This is a genomic window from Nocardioides sp. P4_G10 (assembly GCF_056401175.1).
In genome coordinates this window covers 75,539-91,181 of record NZ_JBFUJV010000010.1, presented here as the reverse complement: position 1 = coordinate 91,181, position 15,643 = coordinate 75,539, and the positions used below count along the sequence as shown (strand labels likewise).

The 15,643-nt window shown below is 72.4% G+C and carries 17 protein-coding genes; 9 read left to right on the top strand and 8 right to left on the bottom strand.

What is annotated here, in order from left to right; genetic code table 11:
• Window position 1: 1 nt before the first annotated feature.
• Window positions 2-958, bottom strand: coding sequence for a 23S rRNA (guanosine(2251)-2'-O)-methyltransferase RlmB (rlmB, locus tag AC1DP1_RS12470; RefSeq protein ID WP_457185877.1), 957 nt, complete (start codon window positions 956-958; stop codon window positions 2-4).
• 1 nt (window position 959) lies between these two features.
• Window positions 960-2,375: a cysteine--tRNA ligase gene (gene cysS, locus AC1DP1_RS12465; RefSeq protein WP_477507114.1), complete on the bottom strand. Its 1,416-nt coding sequence runs from the start codon at window positions 2,373-2,375 to the stop codon at window positions 960-962.
• Window positions 2,376-2,485: 110 nt separating this feature from the next.
• Here cysS and AC1DP1_RS12460 point away from each other — a divergent pair, with 110 nt between their 5' ends.
• The gene (locus tag AC1DP1_RS12460; protein ID WP_477507113.1) at window positions 2,486-3,688 is read left to right on the top strand and encodes a peptidase C39 family protein; all 1,203 of its coding nucleotides are present in this window, start codon (window positions 2,486-2,488) and stop codon (window positions 3,686-3,688) included.
• A 47-nt stretch (window positions 3,689-3,735) separates the two neighbouring features.
• Here AC1DP1_RS12460 and AC1DP1_RS12455 read toward each other — a convergent pair whose 3' ends face one another.
• Complete coding sequence (locus AC1DP1_RS12455) at window positions 3,736-5,253, bottom strand: molybdopterin-dependent oxidoreductase (RefSeq protein WP_477507112.1); 1,518 nt, start codon at window positions 5,251-5,253, stop codon at window positions 3,736-3,738.
• A gap of 37 nt (window positions 5,254-5,290) precedes the next feature.
• On the opposite strand from AC1DP1_RS12455, the gene ispF reads away from it, so the two are divergent.
• Both ispF and AC1DP1_RS12445 read left to right on the top strand, forming a co-directional pair.
• Window positions 5,291-5,776, top strand: a complete 486-nt coding sequence (gene ispF, locus AC1DP1_RS12450; RefSeq protein ID WP_477507111.1) for a 2-C-methyl-D-erythritol 2,4-cyclodiphosphate synthase — start codon at window positions 5,291-5,293, stop codon at window positions 5,774-5,776.
• Window positions 5,777-5,786: 10 nt separating this feature from the next.
• On the top strand, window positions 5,787-6,470 hold the full coding sequence (locus AC1DP1_RS12445; RefSeq protein ID WP_477507110.1) for an IspD/TarI family cytidylyltransferase: 684 nt from the start codon (window positions 5,787-5,789) through the stop codon (window positions 6,468-6,470).
• Here the strand turns inward: AC1DP1_RS12445 and AC1DP1_RS12440 are convergent.
• The gene (locus AC1DP1_RS12440; protein ID WP_477507109.1) at window positions 6,451-7,044 is read right to left on the bottom strand and encodes a 2-C-methyl-D-erythritol 4-phosphate cytidylyltransferase; all 594 of its coding nucleotides are present in this window, start codon (window positions 7,042-7,044) and stop codon (window positions 6,451-6,453) included. The two genes, AC1DP1_RS12445 and AC1DP1_RS12440, sit on opposite strands and share 20 nt — an antisense overlap.
• 2 nt (window positions 7,045-7,046) lie before the next feature.
• The gene (locus AC1DP1_RS12435; RefSeq protein ID WP_191194532.1) at window positions 7,047-7,532 is read right to left on the bottom strand and encodes a CarD family transcriptional regulator; all 486 of its coding nucleotides are present in this window, start codon (window positions 7,530-7,532) and stop codon (window positions 7,047-7,049) included.
• A 157-nt stretch (window positions 7,533-7,689) separates the two neighbouring features.
• On the opposite strand from AC1DP1_RS12435, the gene AC1DP1_RS12430 reads away from it, so the two are divergent.
• The 3 genes from AC1DP1_RS12430 to AC1DP1_RS12420 are packed head-to-tail and all read left to right on the top strand — an operon-like array spanning window position 7,690 to window position 9,647.
• Window positions 7,690-8,400 (top strand): UbiA family prenyltransferase, encoded by a 711-nt coding sequence (locus tag AC1DP1_RS12430; RefSeq protein WP_477507108.1) that lies wholly within the window; start codon window positions 7,690-7,692, stop codon window positions 8,398-8,400.
• A gap of 21 nt (window positions 8,401-8,421) precedes the next feature.
• Complete coding sequence (locus AC1DP1_RS12425) at window positions 8,422-8,907, top strand: hypothetical protein (protein WP_457185861.1); 486 nt, start codon at window positions 8,422-8,424, stop codon at window positions 8,905-8,907.
• A complete protein-coding gene (locus AC1DP1_RS12420; RefSeq protein WP_477507107.1) occupies window positions 8,904-9,647 on the top strand; it encodes a phosphoglyceromutase in 744 nt (247 codons plus the stop codon). The genes AC1DP1_RS12425 and AC1DP1_RS12420 overlap by 4 nt, the downstream gene beginning before the upstream one ends.
• Window positions 9,648-9,824: 177 nt before the next feature.
• On the opposite strand, the gene phoU is transcribed toward AC1DP1_RS12420, so the two are convergent.
• On the bottom strand, window positions 9,825-10,475 hold the full coding sequence (phoU, locus tag AC1DP1_RS12415) for a phosphate signaling complex protein PhoU (RefSeq protein WP_300049603.1): 651 nt from the start codon (window positions 10,473-10,475) through the stop codon (window positions 9,825-9,827).
• Between the two features lie 120 nt (window positions 10,476-10,595).
• Between phoU and AC1DP1_RS12410 the strand changes: the two genes are divergently transcribed.
• The 3 genes from AC1DP1_RS12410 to AC1DP1_RS12400 all read left to right on the top strand — a co-directional run bounded on the left by AC1DP1_RS12410 (window position 10,596) and on the right by AC1DP1_RS12400 (window position 13,632).
• The gene (locus AC1DP1_RS12410) at window positions 10,596-11,828 is read left to right on the top strand and encodes a sensor histidine kinase (RefSeq protein WP_477507106.1); all 1,233 of its coding nucleotides are present in this window, start codon (window positions 10,596-10,598) and stop codon (window positions 11,826-11,828) included.
• A 67-nt stretch (window positions 11,829-11,895) separates the two neighbouring features.
• Window positions 11,896-12,573, top strand: a complete 678-nt coding sequence (locus AC1DP1_RS12405; RefSeq protein WP_300049600.1) for a response regulator — start codon at window positions 11,896-11,898, stop codon at window positions 12,571-12,573.
• Window positions 12,574-12,714: 141 nt separating this feature from the next.
• Window positions 12,715-13,632, top strand: a complete 918-nt coding sequence (locus tag AC1DP1_RS12400) for a DMT family transporter (protein ID WP_477507105.1) — start codon at window positions 12,715-12,717, stop codon at window positions 13,630-13,632.
• Window positions 13,633-13,790: 158 nt separating this feature from the next.
• On the opposite strand, the gene AC1DP1_RS12395 is transcribed toward AC1DP1_RS12400, so the two are convergent.
• On the bottom strand, window positions 13,791-14,312 hold the full coding sequence (locus tag AC1DP1_RS12395; RefSeq protein ID WP_477507104.1) for a type III secretion system chaperone family protein: 522 nt from the start codon (window positions 14,310-14,312) through the stop codon (window positions 13,791-13,793).
• Complete coding sequence (gene mshA, locus AC1DP1_RS12390; RefSeq protein ID WP_477507103.1) at window positions 14,309-15,565, bottom strand: D-inositol-3-phosphate glycosyltransferase; 1,257 nt, start codon at window positions 15,563-15,565, stop codon at window positions 14,309-14,311. The genes AC1DP1_RS12395 and mshA overlap by 4 nt, the downstream gene beginning before the upstream one ends.
• Between the last annotated feature and the right edge of the window lie 78 nt (window positions 15,566-15,643).

The following is a 15,643-nucleotide window of genomic DNA, read 5'->3' as shown; positions in this document are numbered from 1 at the left end:
GTTACGAGCGGGCCTGCGAGATCGCGTAGAGGGCGACCGAGGCGGCCACGCCGGCGTTGAGCGACTCGAGCTGACCGGCCATCGGGATCGAGACGATCTGGTCGCAGGTCTCGGCGACGAGCCGGCCGAGGCCCTTGCCCTCGGACCCGACGACGACCACGAGCGGGCCCTCGGCGAGGCCACCGGGTGCGACCAGCTCGGGCAGCGAGATGTCACCGTCGGCCGCCAGGCCGACGACCATGCAGCCGGCGTCCTGGTAGGCCTTGAGCTGGCGGGTCAGGTTGACCGTCTGGGCGATCGGGAGCCGCGCGGCGGCGCCCGCGCTGGTCTTCCAGGCCGAGGCCGTCATGCCGGCGGCCCGGCGCTCGGGGATCAGCACGCCGTGGGCGCCGAAGCCCGCCGCGGAGCGGACGACCGCGCCGAGGTTGCGCGGGTCGGTGACCGAGTCGAGGGCGACGACCAGCGCCGGCTCCTTCGCCTCGGACGCCCGCTCGAGCAGGTCGTCGGCGTGGGCGTACTCGTAGGCGGGCAGCCGTGCGGCGAGGCCCTGGTGGACGGCCCCGCCGGTCATCCGGTCCATCTCGTTGCGGGTGACCTCGAGCAGGGTCAGCCCCTGCTCGGCGGCGAGCTTGAACGCCTCGCGCATCCGGCCGTCACGCTCGGTGCCCTCGGCGACGTAGACCCCCGTGACCGGCACGCCGGCCTGCAGCAGCTCCACGACCGAGTTGCGACCGGCGGCCCACTCGGCCTCGGCGGTCGTACGCCGCTTGGGCCGCGTGGTCTTGTCGCGCTCGGCGCGCTTGGCCGCCTTGTGCGCTTGGTGGTAGGGCCGGTCCTTGGCCTTGGGCGTCGGACCCCTGCCCTCGAGCCCCCGGCGGACCCGTCCGCCCGAGCCGGCGGTCGGGTTGCCCTTGCCCGTCTTCTTGATCGCGCCCTTGCGCTTCGAATTGCCGGCCATGTCACACGCTCCCCAAAACAATCGTCCACCGTGGGCCGGTCGAGGTGTCTTCGATCTCCAAGCCGGCCGCCTTGATCCGGTCGCGGATGGCGTCGGCGCGAGCCCAGTCCTTGGCCTCGCGCGCCGCCGTCCTCTCCTCGAGCAGTCCCTTCACCAGCGCGTCGACGACCTCGGTCAGTCGGTCGTCGGAGCCGCCGGTGGCCCACGCGGGGTCGGCGGGGTTGAGCCCCAGCACGTCGAGCATCGCGACCACCTCGCCGAACTTCTGGCTGAGCTCCTCGGACGGCCCGTCAGCCAGCAGCCGGTTGCCCTCGCGGACCGAGTCGTGGATGACCGCCACCGCGGCGGGCGTGCCGAGGTCGTCGTCCATCGCCTCGCGGAAGGCGTCGGGCATCGAGGCGAACCACGAGCCGACGACGGGAGCGGCGCGGTCGAGGAAGTCCTCGAGGCGGCGGAACGCCTTGGCCGACTCCTCGAGCGCCTCGAAGCTGAACTCGACGTGCGAGCGGTAGTGGGCCGCCACGATGTAGTAGCGCAGCTCGATGCCGCGCACGCGCTCGAGCACCGACGGGATGAGCATCGAGTTGCCCAGCGACTTGCTCATCTTCTCGCCGGCGGTGGTGATCCAGGCGTTGTGCAGCCAGTACGACGCGAACGGGCGGCCGGCGGCACGCGACTGGGCCTGCTCGTTCTCGTGGTGGGGGAAGCGCAGGTCGACGCCGCCGCCGTGGATGTCGAAGGCGGGGCCGAGGTACTTGCCGGCCATCGCCGAGCACTCGATGTGCCAGCCGGGGCGGCCGGGGCCCCACGGGGAGGGCCAGGAGGCGGTCTGTGGCTCGGACTCCTTCTTCCACCCCTTCCAGAGGGCGAAGTCGCGGGGGTCGCGCTTGCCCCGCGGGTCGGCGTCGCCGGCGGGCTCCATGTCCTCCACGCGCTGGCGGGTCAGCTCGCCGTAGGACGCCCAGCTGCGGACGTCGAAGTAGACGTCGCCGCTGCCGTCCTCGGCGGCATAGGCGTGGCCGCGGGCGATGAGCTGCTCGATGAGCTCGAGGATCTCCGGGACGTGGCCGGTGGCGCCCGGCTCGTAGGTCGGCGGCAGCACGTTGATCGCGCCGAGGGCGGCGTCGAGCTCGCGCTTCATCGCCGACGCGAGGGCGTACCAGTGCACGCCCTGCTCGGCGGACTTGGCGAGGATCTTGTCGTCGATGTCGGTGACGTTGCGGATGAAGTCGACCTGATGGCCGGTGACGGCGAGCCAGCGGCGGAGCACGTCGAAGTTGACCGCCGAGCGCACGTGCCCGACGTGAGGCTCCGACTGCACGGTCAGCCCACACACGTAGATGCCGACCCGTCCCGGGGTGAGCGGGACGAAGTCGCGGGTCTCGCGCGTCGCGGTGTCGTGGAGCCTCAGGGTCACCGGGCAAGTCTAGGGCGAGCGGTCCGATCCTCCGGCTTCGGCGAGCGGCGCCGCCGGCCGAGGGATGTGACTCCTGAGACGTGTGGGACTTTCCGGGTTATCGTCGACCGGTGCTCCGACGTCTCGCGGTCCTCGCCCTTCCCCTGCTGCTGGCCACCTCCTTCGCCCCCGTGGCGGGCGCATCCGAGGAGCCCGCGGCCCGGAAGCGCGCGACGCCGCAGGTCGACCTCACGTCGTGGAGCAGCTACGCCGACTTCAAGGCCGGGCAGCGCAAGGGCATCAAGCTGGGCCGCGGCCAGGTCTCCCTGCTGAAGGCAAAGCCCCGCACCGTCGCGGGCAGGTCCTACGAGGCCGGCACCTGGACGTCCCCATGGGCCACGCCCGGCTTCGGCGCCACCGCGATCATCCCGTCGTGGGAGGCCACCACCCCCGGCCGCACCCTGGTGCGCGTGGAGCTGCGGGCGCAGGACGCCACCGGCCGCACCGGCACCTGGGACACGGTGGCCGACTGGGCGCGCACCAACCGCCCCGTGCCCCGCACCACCTACTCCGGCCAGACCGACGACCTCGGCCGGGTCAGCGCCGACACCTGGTTCGCCACCTCCGCCGTGACGGCGTACCAGCTGCGCGTCACCCTGATGCGGCCGAAGGGGTCGAGCAAGGCCGTCAGCCTCGAGCGGGTCGGCGCCGTCGCCTCCGCCGACGCCTCGGCGCCGCGTGCCACCTCGCAGCCCGGCCCCGCGGCGGGCACCGTCCTGCCGGTGCCGACGTACTCCCAGATGGTCCACAGCGGCCACTACCCCGCCTGGGGCGGTGGCGGCGAGGCGTGGTGCTCCCCCACGTCGCTGGCGATGGTGCTCGCCTACCACGGCATCTCCCCGACCCCCACCGGCATCACGGCCGGTCACACCGACGCCGTCGTCGACCACACCGCCAAGATGGTCTACGACAACGGCTACCGCGGCACCGGCAACTGGGCCTTCAACACCGCCTACGCCGCCACGCTCGCCGGCGGCGACTCCTACGTCACCCGGATGCGCGACCTGCGCGAGGCCGAGGACTACATCGTCGCCGGGGTGCCGCTCATCGTCTCGATCGCCTTCGGGCGCAACCAGCTCACCGGCGCACCCATCTCCGCCAGCAACGGCCACCTGCTGGTCGTCGTCGGCTTCGAGGCCGACGGCGACGTCGTGGTCAACGACCCCGCTGGTGCGACCAACGCCGACGTGCGCCGCGTCTACGACCGGGCGCAGTTCGAGCGGATCTGGATCGCCGCCTCCGGCGGGACGGCGTACGTCGTCCGCAACAGCTGACATCGGGAGTCCCGGTCTGCCCCGAGCAGGCCGGCGTTCCCCGATCGTCAGCCGGCGCTGAACTCGACCGCGTGCCAGCCCGTCGCACCGTCCGGGTCCGGGGACCGTACGACGCTGGTCTGGGTCTCGCCGTCCTTGCCGGTCGCCCGGACCCGGACCTCGTGGTCGCCCTCCGGCACGTCGATCGTCACGGCCCACTGCACCCAGGTGTCCACCGACGGCACCCCGCCGAGAGCGGCACGGGTCCACTCGCCGCCGTCGACCTGGACCTCGACGTGGTCGATGCCCGTGTGCTGGTGCCAGGCCACGCCCCCGAAGGACACGGGGCCGGCCGCGACGTCGTCCCCGGAGCGCGGGACGTCGATCCGTGAGGCGATCTTCACCGGCCCCTCGGCGGACCAGCCCTTCGTCGTCCAGTAGCCGGTCGAATCGGCGAACGTGCTCACCTCGAGGTCGACGACCCACTTGGTGGCCGAGACGTAGCCGTAGAGGCCCGGCACGATCGTGCGCACCGGGAAGCCGTGCTCGATGGGCAGCGGGCGGCCGTTCATCGCCACCGCGAGCATGGCGTCGCGGTCGTCGGTGAGGGCCTCGAGCGGGGTCGCGCAGGTCCAGCCGTCGTGCGAGGTCTGGAGCACGCAGTCGGCGTCGTCGGAGACGCCGAGGTCGGCGAGCAGGTCGGCGATGCGGATGCCGCTCCAGCGGGCGTTGCCCACCAGGCCGCCGCCGACCTCGTTGCTCACGCAGTTGAGCGTGATCCACGACTGCGTCATCCGGCGGGAGACCAGGTCGGAGAAGCTGAGGGTCAGCTCGCGGTCGACCATGCCGTGGATGCGCAGCGACCACTCCTCCGGCTCGATGGTGGGCTTCGCGATGGTCGTGTCGATCAGGTAGAAGTCCTCGTTGGGCGTCTCCCACGGCGTGATGCCGGCCAGGCCGACCGAGGTGCTCGCGGGCGCCTGGCGCCGGGTGACGCCGGGGATGCGGAGCAGCCGCCGGCTGACCTCGACGTGCCGGCGACCTGCTCCCACCAGTCGCCCGGCGACCGCGATGCCGACCGCGGCGACCGCCACGGCACCGGCGACCATCAGGAAGACGCGTCGCTCGCGCGACTCCAGGTCGGGCCGGCCCCGCCCCCGCTCGAGGGCGTCGGTGAGCGCGGAGTGCAGCGTCACCCAGGTGAGCAGGCCGACGGCGACCGGCAGGGTGTCGACCGCACCGGCACCCCGCTGGCTCAGGACGGCGGCCAGGCCCACGCCGGCGAGCGGGAACCAGACGAACAGCGGCCGGTACCAGCCGCCGCGGGCCAGCAGCCCCGCCAGCGCGAAGCAGCCCAGGAGGAGGAAGAGGACGACGCCGACGAGGAACGGCTTGTCGAAGTGGCCGAGGACCGAGATGGCCCGCTCGGCGATCGGTCCGGGCGTGAGCCGGATGACCACCTCCGCCACCGCCACCACGGGCGCGTCCCGGATGGTGAGGACCATCGCGGTCGCATAGCTGGTCGCCAGGCCGGCGAGACCGGCCAGCACTCCGGCGAGCACCCAGGGAGCACGGCGAGCGGTCACGGGTCCATTGTGACGGGCGGTCCGGCATGATGCCGACGTGACCTCCCCCTTCCCCGCCCCCCGCATCGGCATCGGCACCGACGTGCACCGCCTCGTCGCCGGCGTTCCCATGCACCTCGCCGGCCTCGCGTGGCCGGACGAGCCGGCCGGGCTCGAGGGTCACTCCGACGCCGACGTCGCCGCCCATGCCGCGTGTGACGCACTGTTCTCCGCCGCCGGGCTCGGTGACCTGGGCAGCAACTTCGGCACCTCCGCGCCCGAGTGGGCCGGGGCGTCGGGCGCCGCGCTGCTGGAGGAGACGGCCCGCCGGGTACGGGCCGCGGGGTGGGAGATCGGCAACGTCGCCGTCCAGGTCATCGGCAACGTCCCCCGGCTCGGCCCGCGCCGGGACGAGGCCGTCGCCGCCCTGACCGCCGCTCTCGAGGCCCCGGTGAGCCTGTCCGCCACCACCACCGACGGCCTCGGCCTCACCGGCCGCGGCGAGGGCGTGGCGGCGATCGCCACCGCGCTCCTGACCCGCTGAGGAGGCCAGCGTGTCGACTGCTGTCGTCATCCTCGCCGCCGGCTCGGGCAGCCGGGTCGGTGCCGAGGTCAACAAGGTCCTGCTGCCGCTGCGGGGCGTCCCCGTGCTGGTGTGGTCGGTCCGCGACGCGCTCGCGCTGCCCGACGTACGCCGCCTCGTGCTCGTCGTGCGCCCCGAGGACCGCTCCGCGATCGAGTCGGCTGTCGCGCCCCACCTCGGCGACCAGGAGGTGCTGGTCGTCGACGGTGGCGCGACGAGGCACGCCTCGGAGTGGGCCGCGCTGCGGGTGCTCGCCCCCGACGTCGAGTCGGGCGAGGTCGACCTGGTGGTCGTCCACGACGGCGCCCGGCCGCTGGCGGGGCGTCCCCTGTGGGAAGCGGTGGTCACCGCCGCCCGCGAGGTGGGCGGAGCGATCCCGGTGGTCCCGGTGACCCACCTGCTGACCAAGGACCAGCGGCTCGTCGGCGAGCGGGTGGGCGGCGTGCAGACACCGCAGGCCTTCCGCGCCCGCGACGTGCTGGCGGCCTACCGGGCAGCGTCGGCCGACCGCTTCGAGGGCACCGACACCTCGGCGTGCGTCGGGGCCTACCGCGACGTCGAGGTCGCGGCCGTCCCCAGCAGCCCGCTCAACCTCAAGGTCACCTTCCCCGAGGACGTCGCGCTGGCCGACGAGCTCAGCCCGACGGGGCCGTGAGCGCGTCGAGGAGGCGTACGTCGTCGGGCGAGGACACCCGCCGACCCTCCGGTGGCGCCTCGAGCGTCTCGACCGCGTGACCGGCGGCTGCCAGGTCGGCGACCGCCCTGGCGAGGTCGGTCGACGGCCACCGCGGCAGCGATGCCAGCACGGCGGCCGGGACGACGAGGGGCGAGGCGACGGCCACCAGGGCGTCGCGGTCGAGCGTCTCTCCCACGACCTGTCCGGCCGCGCCGTCAGCGACCACCTTGACGGTGTCGGTCACCGGGCGGACGCCCACGACGGGGCGCCCGGTCCCACGAGCGTGCTCGAGGCAGGCGGCGATGAAGGCCGGCGGCGTCATCGGGCACAGGGCGTCGTGGAGGACCAGGTCCTCCTCGGACTCGACGAGTCCCTCCCACGAGACGGACGCGTCGAGGATGTCCACCCCGGACTCGCCCAGCGCCCAGGCGGCGCAGGCCACCAGCGCCTCTCCGTGGATCAGTGCGTAGGGCAGGGCGCCGCGGTCCTCGTCCAGAACGAGACCGAGGCCCCGGGGAACGTCGTCCCAGGGGCCTCGGCCAGCGTCGTCCACGCTCAGGAGGCGAGCACCTCGTCGAGCATGGCCTCGGCCTTGTCCTCGTTGGTCTTCTCAGCGAGCGCGAGCTCGGAGACCAGGATCTGCCGGGCCTTCGCGAGCATCCGCTTCTCGCCCGCGGAGAGCCCACGGTCACGCTCGCGGCGCCACAGGTCGCGCACGACCTCCGACACCTTCATCACGTCACCGGAGTGGAGCTTCTCCAGGTTGGCCTTGTAGCGGCGCGACCAGTTGGTCGGCTCCTCGACGTGGGCTGCACGCAGCACGTCGAACACACGGTCGAGGCCCTCCTTGTCGACGACGTCGCGGACGCCGACCAGATCGAGGTTGCAGGCCGGGACACGCACGACCAGGTCCTGCTGGGCGACGATCCGGAGGACGAGGTACTCGCGGTCCTCTCCCTTGATCGTCCGCGTCTCGATCTCCTCGATGACAGCGGCCCCGTGATTGGGATAGACGACCGTTTCGCCAACGGTGAAAGTCATATGTTCAGTTCCCCTTCCTAGGTGAACATTCTAACACGGGATCGAGGTACCTCCAGCCGCGTTTGTGCAGGTCAGAGGCCCTATGCGGGCTTGACAAGTCACCCGTTGCTGTGGTGCGAGCCCCCCGCCGACCCACCGCTGGGCCATACTGCGGCCCATGCCTCGGGCCCTTGCAACGACCCCGTCGCTGCTCCTCGTCCGGGCAGCCCACCCGCGCCAGGCGCTCGTGACAGCGGCCGCGCTGGGCACCGCCGCCGCCGTCGCCGGACGACCGCTGCGCGAGGTCGGCCTCGTCGCCGCCACCGTGCTGGTCGGCCAGTCGCTGCTGGGCTGGGCCGACGACCTCTCCGACCGGGAGCGCGACGCCCGACGACGCCCCGACAAGCCGCTCGCCTCGGGCCGGCTCGACCCCGGCACGGTGTGGTTCGCGCTCACGTGCGCGTTCCTGCTCGTCGTACCCCTTGCCGTGGCCAACGGGCGCCGCGCCGGGGCGACCTACCTCGCGCTCCTCGTGGTCTCCGCGGTCGGCGACCGGTTGCTGCACGCACGGGCGCTGTCGTTCGTCCCGTGGATGGCGAGCTTCGCGCTCTACCCCGCGTTCCTGGCGTACGGCGGCTGGGGCGGGGTCGGCTCCCCGACACCGCCCACGCCGTTGATGGTCGCCCTGGCGGCAGCGCTGGGGCTCGGCGTCCACGTGCTCCTCGCGCTGCCGGGCCTGGTGCACGACCACGAGGAGGGCGAGAAGTCGTTCCCGATGCTGGTGGCACTGCGCACCGGCACCCCTCGCCTCCTGCTGCTGGCGGGCGTGTGGACGGGCCTCGTCGTCGCCGCGATCCTGATCGCAGGGCGGACCGTCGGACTGACCTGAGCCGACGCTAGGCTGTCGGCCATGCGACTCCGATCCCTCGCGACTGCCGCCGCGGTCGTCGCTCTCGCCGTTCCGTTGACCTCGTGCGGGTTCAGCTACGCCACCGAGCGCGACTACACCCCCGCCGGCGGGGCCAACAACCGCGAGGGCGTGGTCGACCTGCTCTCCGCCGTGGTGGTCTCCAGCGCCGAGGGGTCCGGCACCTTCGTGGCCTCGCTGTCCAACAACGACAACGTCGACGAGCAGAGCCTCACCGGCATCTCCGGCGGTGACCCCGGCAGTGACGGCACGACCGTCGAGGCCGCCGAGTTCGAGCCCGTCGTCGTCCCGGCCGCCGGCCTGGTCAACCTGGCCGAGCCGCCGGCCGACATCGTCCTGACCGGCGACTTCGCCGCGGGCGACTTCCTCGCGCTGTCCGTCGACTTCGGCAACGGCGAGCGCGTCTCGCTGAACGTCCCCGTCGTCCCCGACGACTTCGGCTACTGGGAAGGCATGGACGCCTCATGACACACACGCTCGTCCTGCTCCGCCACGGCGAGAGCGAGTGGAACGCCAAGAACCTCTTCACCGGCTGGGTCGACGTCGACCTCACCGAGAAGGGCCGTGCCGAGGCGGTCCGCGGGGGCGAGCTCCTGGTCGAGGCCGGGCTGCTGCCCGACATCGTGCACACCTCGCTGCAGCGCCGGGCGATCACCACCGCCCACCTCTCCCTCGACGCCGCCGACCGCCACTGGATCCCGGTGAAGCGCTCGTGGCGCCTCAACGAGCGCCACTACGGTGCACTCCAGGGCAAGGACAAGAAGCAGACGCTCGAGGAGTACGGCGAGGAGCAGTTCATGCTCTGGCGCCGCTCGTTCGACACCCCGCCGCCGCCGCTCGACGACTCCTCGGAGTTCTCGCAGGCCGCCGACCCGCGCTACGCCGACCTCGGTGACGAGCTGCCGCGCACCGAGTGCCTCAAGGACGTCATCGCCCGCTTCCTCCCCTACTGGGAGGCAGAGATCGTGCCGGACCTCCAGACCGGCCGGACCGTCCTCGTGGCCGCCCACGGCAACAGCCTCCGCGCCCTGGTCAAGCACCTCGACCAGATCAGCGACGAGGACATCGCCGGCCTCAACATCCCCACGGGCATGCCGCTGGTCTACCGCCTCGACGAGGGCATGCGTCCCACCGTCTCCGGCGGCGAGTACCTCGACCCCGAGGCGGCCGCGGCCGCTGCCGCAGCCGTCGCCAACCAGGGTCGCTGACAGCTTCCTCGGCCGGAGCGGTGGCCCACACACGTGCCGGGCCTCCGGAATGTGGGTCAGGCACCGCCCGGGCGCGCGCCGTCGTACGACACGCCGGCGAGCGGTGCCCCACCCACGTCCTGAGCCTTCGGAATGTGGGTCAGGCACCGCTCCACGGAGCGGAAGCAGCGGCGTACGTCAGTCGCGCGGGGGCAGGTCGCCGGTGACGACGAAGACGACCCGGTTGGCGACCGAGACGGCGTGGTCGGCGATCCGCTCGTAGTAGCGGCCGAGCAGGGCGATGTCGACCGCGGCCTCGACGCCGTGCTGCCAGTCGGTGGAGAGCAGCTCGGTGAAGCTGCGGCGCCGCAGCTGGTCCATCACCTCGTCGTCGCGGCCGAGCTCGATGGCCGCCTCGACGTCGCGGTCCACGATGATGTCCCGCACCCGGCGCACCATGTCCTCGGCCGTGCGGGCCATCTGCTCCATGGTCGGGCGCAGCTCGTCGGGCACCGCGACCGACGGCACGCGCAGGCGGGCGATCTTCGCGACGTGGACCGAGAGGTCACCCATTCGCTCGAGCTCGCTGACCATGCGCAGCGCGGAGACGATCATCCGCAGGTCGCCGGCCACCGGCTGCTGCAGCGAGAGCAGGGCGAACGCGGTGTCGTCGACCCGTTCGCGAGCCGCGTCGATCGCCTTGTCGTTGCTGATCACCTGGTCCGCGGTGTGCACGTCGCCGCTCAGCAGCGCCTTGGTGGCCTCGCGTACGGCGATCTCGACCTGTCCGCAGATGTCGGACAGGTCGGCGAAGATGCCGTCGAGCTGGTCATGGAAAGCCTCACGCATGTCGGGCACTGTAGGCAGCCGAAGCGAACAGATGTGCGTGGTCGATGAACGAGGGGTGAACACTGCGTGCCGCCCGTCCATCCGGTCAGGACGCACGTCCGCGGTGCGTACGATGTGAGCGTGGATCCGACGACGCAGGCTGCCTTGGCGGCGCTCGTCGGGGCCATCGTGGCGGGCGGCGCGGTCCTCGCGTGGCACATCAGCGACCGGCAGCGCCACACGGCTCCCGAGGCGGAGCCGCCCGTCGTCCAGGCGGGCGTCGCGGCCGTCCTGAGCATCCTGCGCTCCAGCGCCGTGGTGGTCGACGAGTCCGACCACGTCCTCAAGGCCTCGGCGCCGGCGTACGCCTTCGGGCTGGTGCGCGGCAACATCGTCCTGCTGCCCGAGCTGCTCGACCTCATCGCGCAGGTGCGACGCGACGGGCAGATCCGCGAGAGCGACATCGACATGCCCGCGCTCGACGGCGGGTTCACCCGCACGCTGACCGCGCGGGTGGCACCGCTCGGAGCCCGGCTCGTGCTGGCGCTCGTCGAGGACCGCACCCGCGAGCGCCGCGTGGAGGCCGTCCGCCGTGACTTCGTGGCCAACGTCAGCCACGAGCTCAAGACCCCGGTCGGCGCGATCCGCCTGCTCGCCGAGGCCGTCACCGACGCGGCCGACGACCCCGAGGCCGTGCAACGCTTCGCCGGGCGGATGCTCACCGAGAGCGACCGGCTCTCCAAGCTCGTGCAGCAGATCATCGAGCTGTCCCGGCTACAGGGCCACGACCCGCTCGAGCGGCCCGTCATGGTCGACCTCGACGCCGCGGTCGCGACCGCCGTCGACACCAGCGCCATGGAGGCGGCCGCCAAGCAGATCACCGTGGAGTCCCGCGGCGAGCCGAACCTGGAGGTCTTCGGGTCCCAGGAGCAGATCGGCGCCGCGATCAGCAACCTCGTCGCCAACGCGGTCGCCTACTCCAACGCGGGCTCGCGCGTGGTGGTCACGACCAGGTCCGAGGGCAACCACGTCCAGATCTCGGTGGTCGACCAGGGCATCGGCATCCCGGCCGGCGACATCGACCGCATCTTCGAGCGCTTCTACCGCGTCGACCCCGCGCGCCACCGCTCGACGGGCGGCACCGGCCTCGGCCTCTCGATCGTCAAGCACGTCGCGGCCACCCACGGCGGCGACATCGCCGTGTGGTCGGTGCAGGGACAGGGCTCGACCTTCACCCTCACGCTCCCCCGCAGCTCGGAGCCCGCCCCGGGCACCGGCAGCACCACCACCCCGGTCGAGGTCGTCGCCCCCGTGCGGCCCTCCGCCGGCACCGATCCCGGACCACGCAGAGCACAGCAGGAGACCAATAGATGAGCACCCCACGATGCTCTTCGCCTCCCCCGCTTCGCTCCTCCGCCGAACAACACCGAGGGGACCCCGCATGACCCGCGTACTCGTCGTCGAGGACGAAGAGAGCTACAGCGACGCCCTCGCCTACATGCTCCGCAAGGAGGGCTACGAGGTGGCGATCGCCGCCGACGGCAACACCGCCCTCACGGAGTTCGACCGCTTCGGTCCCGACATCGTCCTGCTCGACCTGATGCTCCCCGGGATCCCCGGCACGGAGGTCTGCCGCCAGATCCGCCAGACGTCGTCGGTCCCGGTGATCATGGTCAGCGCCAAGGACGACGAGGTCGACAAGGTCGTGGGGCTCGAGCTCGGCGCCGACGACTACGTCACCAAGCCCTACTCACCGCGCGAGCTGGTCGCCCGCATCCGCGCCGTGCTGCGTCGCGGCCACGAGCCCGACCTGATGCCCGACACCCTCGAGGCCGGCCCGGTCCGGATGGACGTCGAGCGCCACGTCGTCACCGTCGACGGGACCGAGCAGCGGCTGCCGCTCAAGGAGTTCGAGCTGCTCGAGATGTTCCTGCGCAACCCCGGCCGCGTGCTCACCCGGGGCCAGCTGATCGACCGCGTGTGGGGCTCGGACTACGTCGGCGACACCAAGACGCTCGACGTGCACGTCAAGCGGCTCCGCGCCAAGCTCGAGCCCGACCCGGGCGAGCCGAAGTACCTCGTCACCGTCCGCGGCCTGGGCTACAAGCTGGACCTCTGACCGAAGGGAAGAGGTCCAGCGCGCCGCGCTGGGCAGCGAGGGACGTGTCGAGATCTCCGATCTCTGAGGGGTGACGGGATGTCGGCGTACGACGTCCGAAAAGCGCTGGCGGCGAGTCATGACCGTACCTAGCCTTGACTTGTGACGACCACGACCCCGACCGCCGCGAGCGAGCCCACCACGACCTCCCCCGCCCCGTGGCTGCCGGTCGCCGCCGGCGCCGTCACGCTGGTCATGTGGGCGTCGGCGTTCGTGGTGATCCGGCACGTGGCGCACGACGTCAGCCCCGGGGCGCTCGGATCGGGTCGCCTGCTGGTCGCCGCGCTGGTGGTGCTGCCGCTGGTGCTGCGCCGCGGCTGGGTGCGCCCCACCCGTCGTGAGTGGACCCTGCTGGCGGCCGGCGGCATCGGCTGGTTCGGCATCTACAACCTGGCCCTCAACGCCGGCGAGCGCCACGTCGACGCCGGCACCGCCGCGATGATCATCCAGATCGGCCCGGTCATCGTCGCCCTGCTCGCGGTCCCGCTGTTCGGCGAGCGGATGCACGGGTGGCTGCTCGGTGGCATGCTCGTCGGCTTCGCCGGCGTCGCGGTCATCGCCCGCGGGTCCTCGACCGACGCCGACGCCAGCCTCCTCGGAGTGGGCCTCGTGCTCGTCGCCGCGGTGATGTACGCCGTCGGGGTGCTGACCCAGAAGGTCCTGCTGCGCCGGCTGCCGTCCGTGCAGGTCGTGTTCGTCTCGTTCGTGATGGGCGCGCTCATCTGCCTGCCCTTCTCCAGCGACCTCCCGGGCATCGTCGCCAACGGGGGCGCCGAGCTGTGGTGGATCGTCTACCTGGGCGTGTTCCCCACCGCCGTCGCCTTCACGACGTGGGCCTACGCGCTCACCCACACCGACGCCGGAGCCCTGTCGCTGACGACGTTCCTCGTGCCGGGCATCGCCACGCTCGTGGCGTGGCTGACCATCAACGAGGTGCCGCCGACCCTGAGCTTCGTCGGCGGCGCGCTGGCCATCGTCGGCGTGCTGATGACGCGCCGGAAGCCGCGGGTGGCGCGCTAGGGCGTGTCTCTCAAGTCTCGGCCCTCGCGAGCGGCGTCAGGGGCGTGCGATGGCAAGGCGGAGGAGGGAGACATGGCGGAGCCATGGCGACTGACGACAACGTAGCCAGCGTGCGTTCATGACGCCGCACAGCAGGCCATGGACTTGAGGGACACGCCCTAGGCCTCGAGCCAGCCGCGGAACGCCTCGAGGTTGCGGGTCGACTCGCCGCGGGAGATCCGCCACTCCCACTCCTTGCGGATGGACGTGGCGAACCCGAGCTCCAGGATCGCGTTGAACGACTCGTCGGCGTTCGCGAGCACGGAGCCGAGGATGCGGTCGAGCTCGTCGGGGTCGACCGAAGCCAGTGGCAGCCGCGCCTCGAGGTAGATGTCGCCGTGGCGGTCGACGGCGAACGAGACGGCGTACATCCTGAGGTTGCGCTCCAGCAGCCAGCGGTGGACCCGCGCGTGGTTCTCGTCGGGATTGCGGCACACGAAGGCGTGCACGCCCAGCGCGTGGGCGCCGACGTCGAGGCGCACGGGCGTCTGGAGCTTCTTCTCCCCCGGCAGCGTCAGCGAGAAACGCGCGCCCTCGACGCCCTCGCGGGCGGTCTCGTCGTGCTCGATCTCGTTGGCGACGAGGTAGTCGCGGACGGCGTCGACGGCCGTCGCGGTGGCAGACGGGGACGTGGCGCTCATGAGGCCATCTCAGCACGCATGCGCCCGCTGGCACGCTCGTAGGCGTCCAGCGTGCGGGCGGCAGTGCGCTCCCACGAGAAGTCCTGCGCGTGGGCCACGGCGCCGCGGCCGAGCCGCTCGACCAGCTCCGGGTCGTCGATCAGGCGGCGCAGGCTGGCGGCCCAGTCACGGGGCTCGTGGGTGTCGACGAGGATGCCGCTCACCCCGTCGCGCACCACCGTGGTGAGACCGCCGACCGCGGCGGCCACCACCGGGGTGCCGGTCGCCTGGGCCTCGACGGCGACGAGGCCGAACGACTCGTTGTAGGACGGGACCGCGACCGCGGTGGCGGCCGACGTCCACACGGCCAGCTCGGCCTGGCTGACCGGCGGGACGAACCGCACCACGTCGTCGATGCCGAGGCCGGTCGCCAGGTCGGCCAGGGCCGTGGGGTGCTCGAGCCCGGAGCCGGACGGTCCGCCCACCACGGGTACGACGAGCCGGTGCCGCAGGGACGGGTCCTGCTCGAGCAGCACCGCGACCGAGCGGAGCAGCACGTCGGGTGCCTTGAGCGGCTGGATCCGGCCGGCGAACAGGAGCACGGCCGCGTCCTCGGGCAGGCCGAGCTCGCGGCGGGCCGCCGCCCGGCCACGCGGGGCGAAGACCGAGAGGTCGACGCCGGGGTGGATCACCTCGACGGCGTCGGGGCTGGCGTCGTAGAGGTCGATGAGCTGGCGGGCCTCGGTGTCGGTGTTGGCGACGAGGAGGTCGGCGGCCTCCACCACCTGCTCCTCGCCGATCACGCGGGACACGGGCTCGGGGGTGTCGCCGTCGGCCAGCGCCTCGTTCTTGACCTTGGCCATGGTGTGCATCGAGTGCACGAGGGGGACGTTCCACCGGTCCCGGGCGAGCGCGCCGACCTGACCGGAGAGCCAGTAGTGGGAGTGGACCGCGTCGTAGTGCCCCAGGGGCTGCATCGCCTCCGTGCGCAGCACCTCGCGCGCGAAGGTGCAGAGCTGACCGGGCAGCTCGCCCTTGGTGAGCCCCTCGAACGGGCCGGCTGCGACGTGGCGCACGAGCACACCGTCGGCGGCCTCGACGACCTGCGGGAGGGACGAGGAGGTGGCCCGCGTGAAGACGTCGACCGCGATGCCCTGGGCGGCCAGGCGTCGCGAGAGCTCGATCACGTAGACGTTCATCCCGCCGGCGTCGCCCGTCCCGGGCTGGTCCAGCGGTGAGGTGTGCAGGCTGATCATCGCGACCCGCTCGCCCACGTTGCCTCCTCGAGACCTCGACTGCGTGCCCTGGTCAGGGCATCTCAGGCACAACCCCGGGAGGTCCGCTGGGATTCC

Excerpts from the sequence above, each read along its gene's own strand:
- phoU (WP_300049603.1), bottom strand. The coding sequence starts at position 10,475 with ATGCGTGAGGCTTTCCATGACCAGCTCGACGGCATCTTCGCCGACCTG.
- rlmB (WP_457185877.1), bottom strand. The coding sequence starts at position 958 with ATGGCCGGCAATTCGAAGCGCAAGGGCGCGATCAAGAAGACGGGCAAG.
- AC1DP1_RS12425 (WP_457185861.1), top strand. The coding sequence starts at position 8,422 with ATGCGACTCCGATCCCTCGCGACTGCCGCCGCGGTCGTCGCTCTCGCC.
- AC1DP1_RS12430 (WP_477507108.1), top strand. The coding sequence starts at position 7,690 with ATGCCTCGGGCCCTTGCAACGACCCCGTCGCTGCTCCTCGTCCGGGCA.
- AC1DP1_RS12420 (WP_477507107.1), top strand. The coding sequence starts at position 8,904 with ATGACACACACGCTCGTCCTGCTCCGCCACGGCGAGAGCGAGTGGAAC.
- AC1DP1_RS12405 (WP_300049600.1), top strand. The coding sequence starts at position 11,896 with ATGACCCGCGTACTCGTCGTCGAGGACGAAGAGAGCTACAGCGACGCC.
- AC1DP1_RS12435 (WP_191194532.1), bottom strand. The coding sequence starts at position 7,532 with ATGACTTTCACCGTTGGCGAAACGGTCGTCTATCCCAATCACGGGGCC.
- AC1DP1_RS12395 (WP_477507104.1), bottom strand. The coding sequence starts at position 14,312 with ATGAGCGCCACGTCCCCGTCTGCCACCGCGACGGCCGTCGACGCCGTC.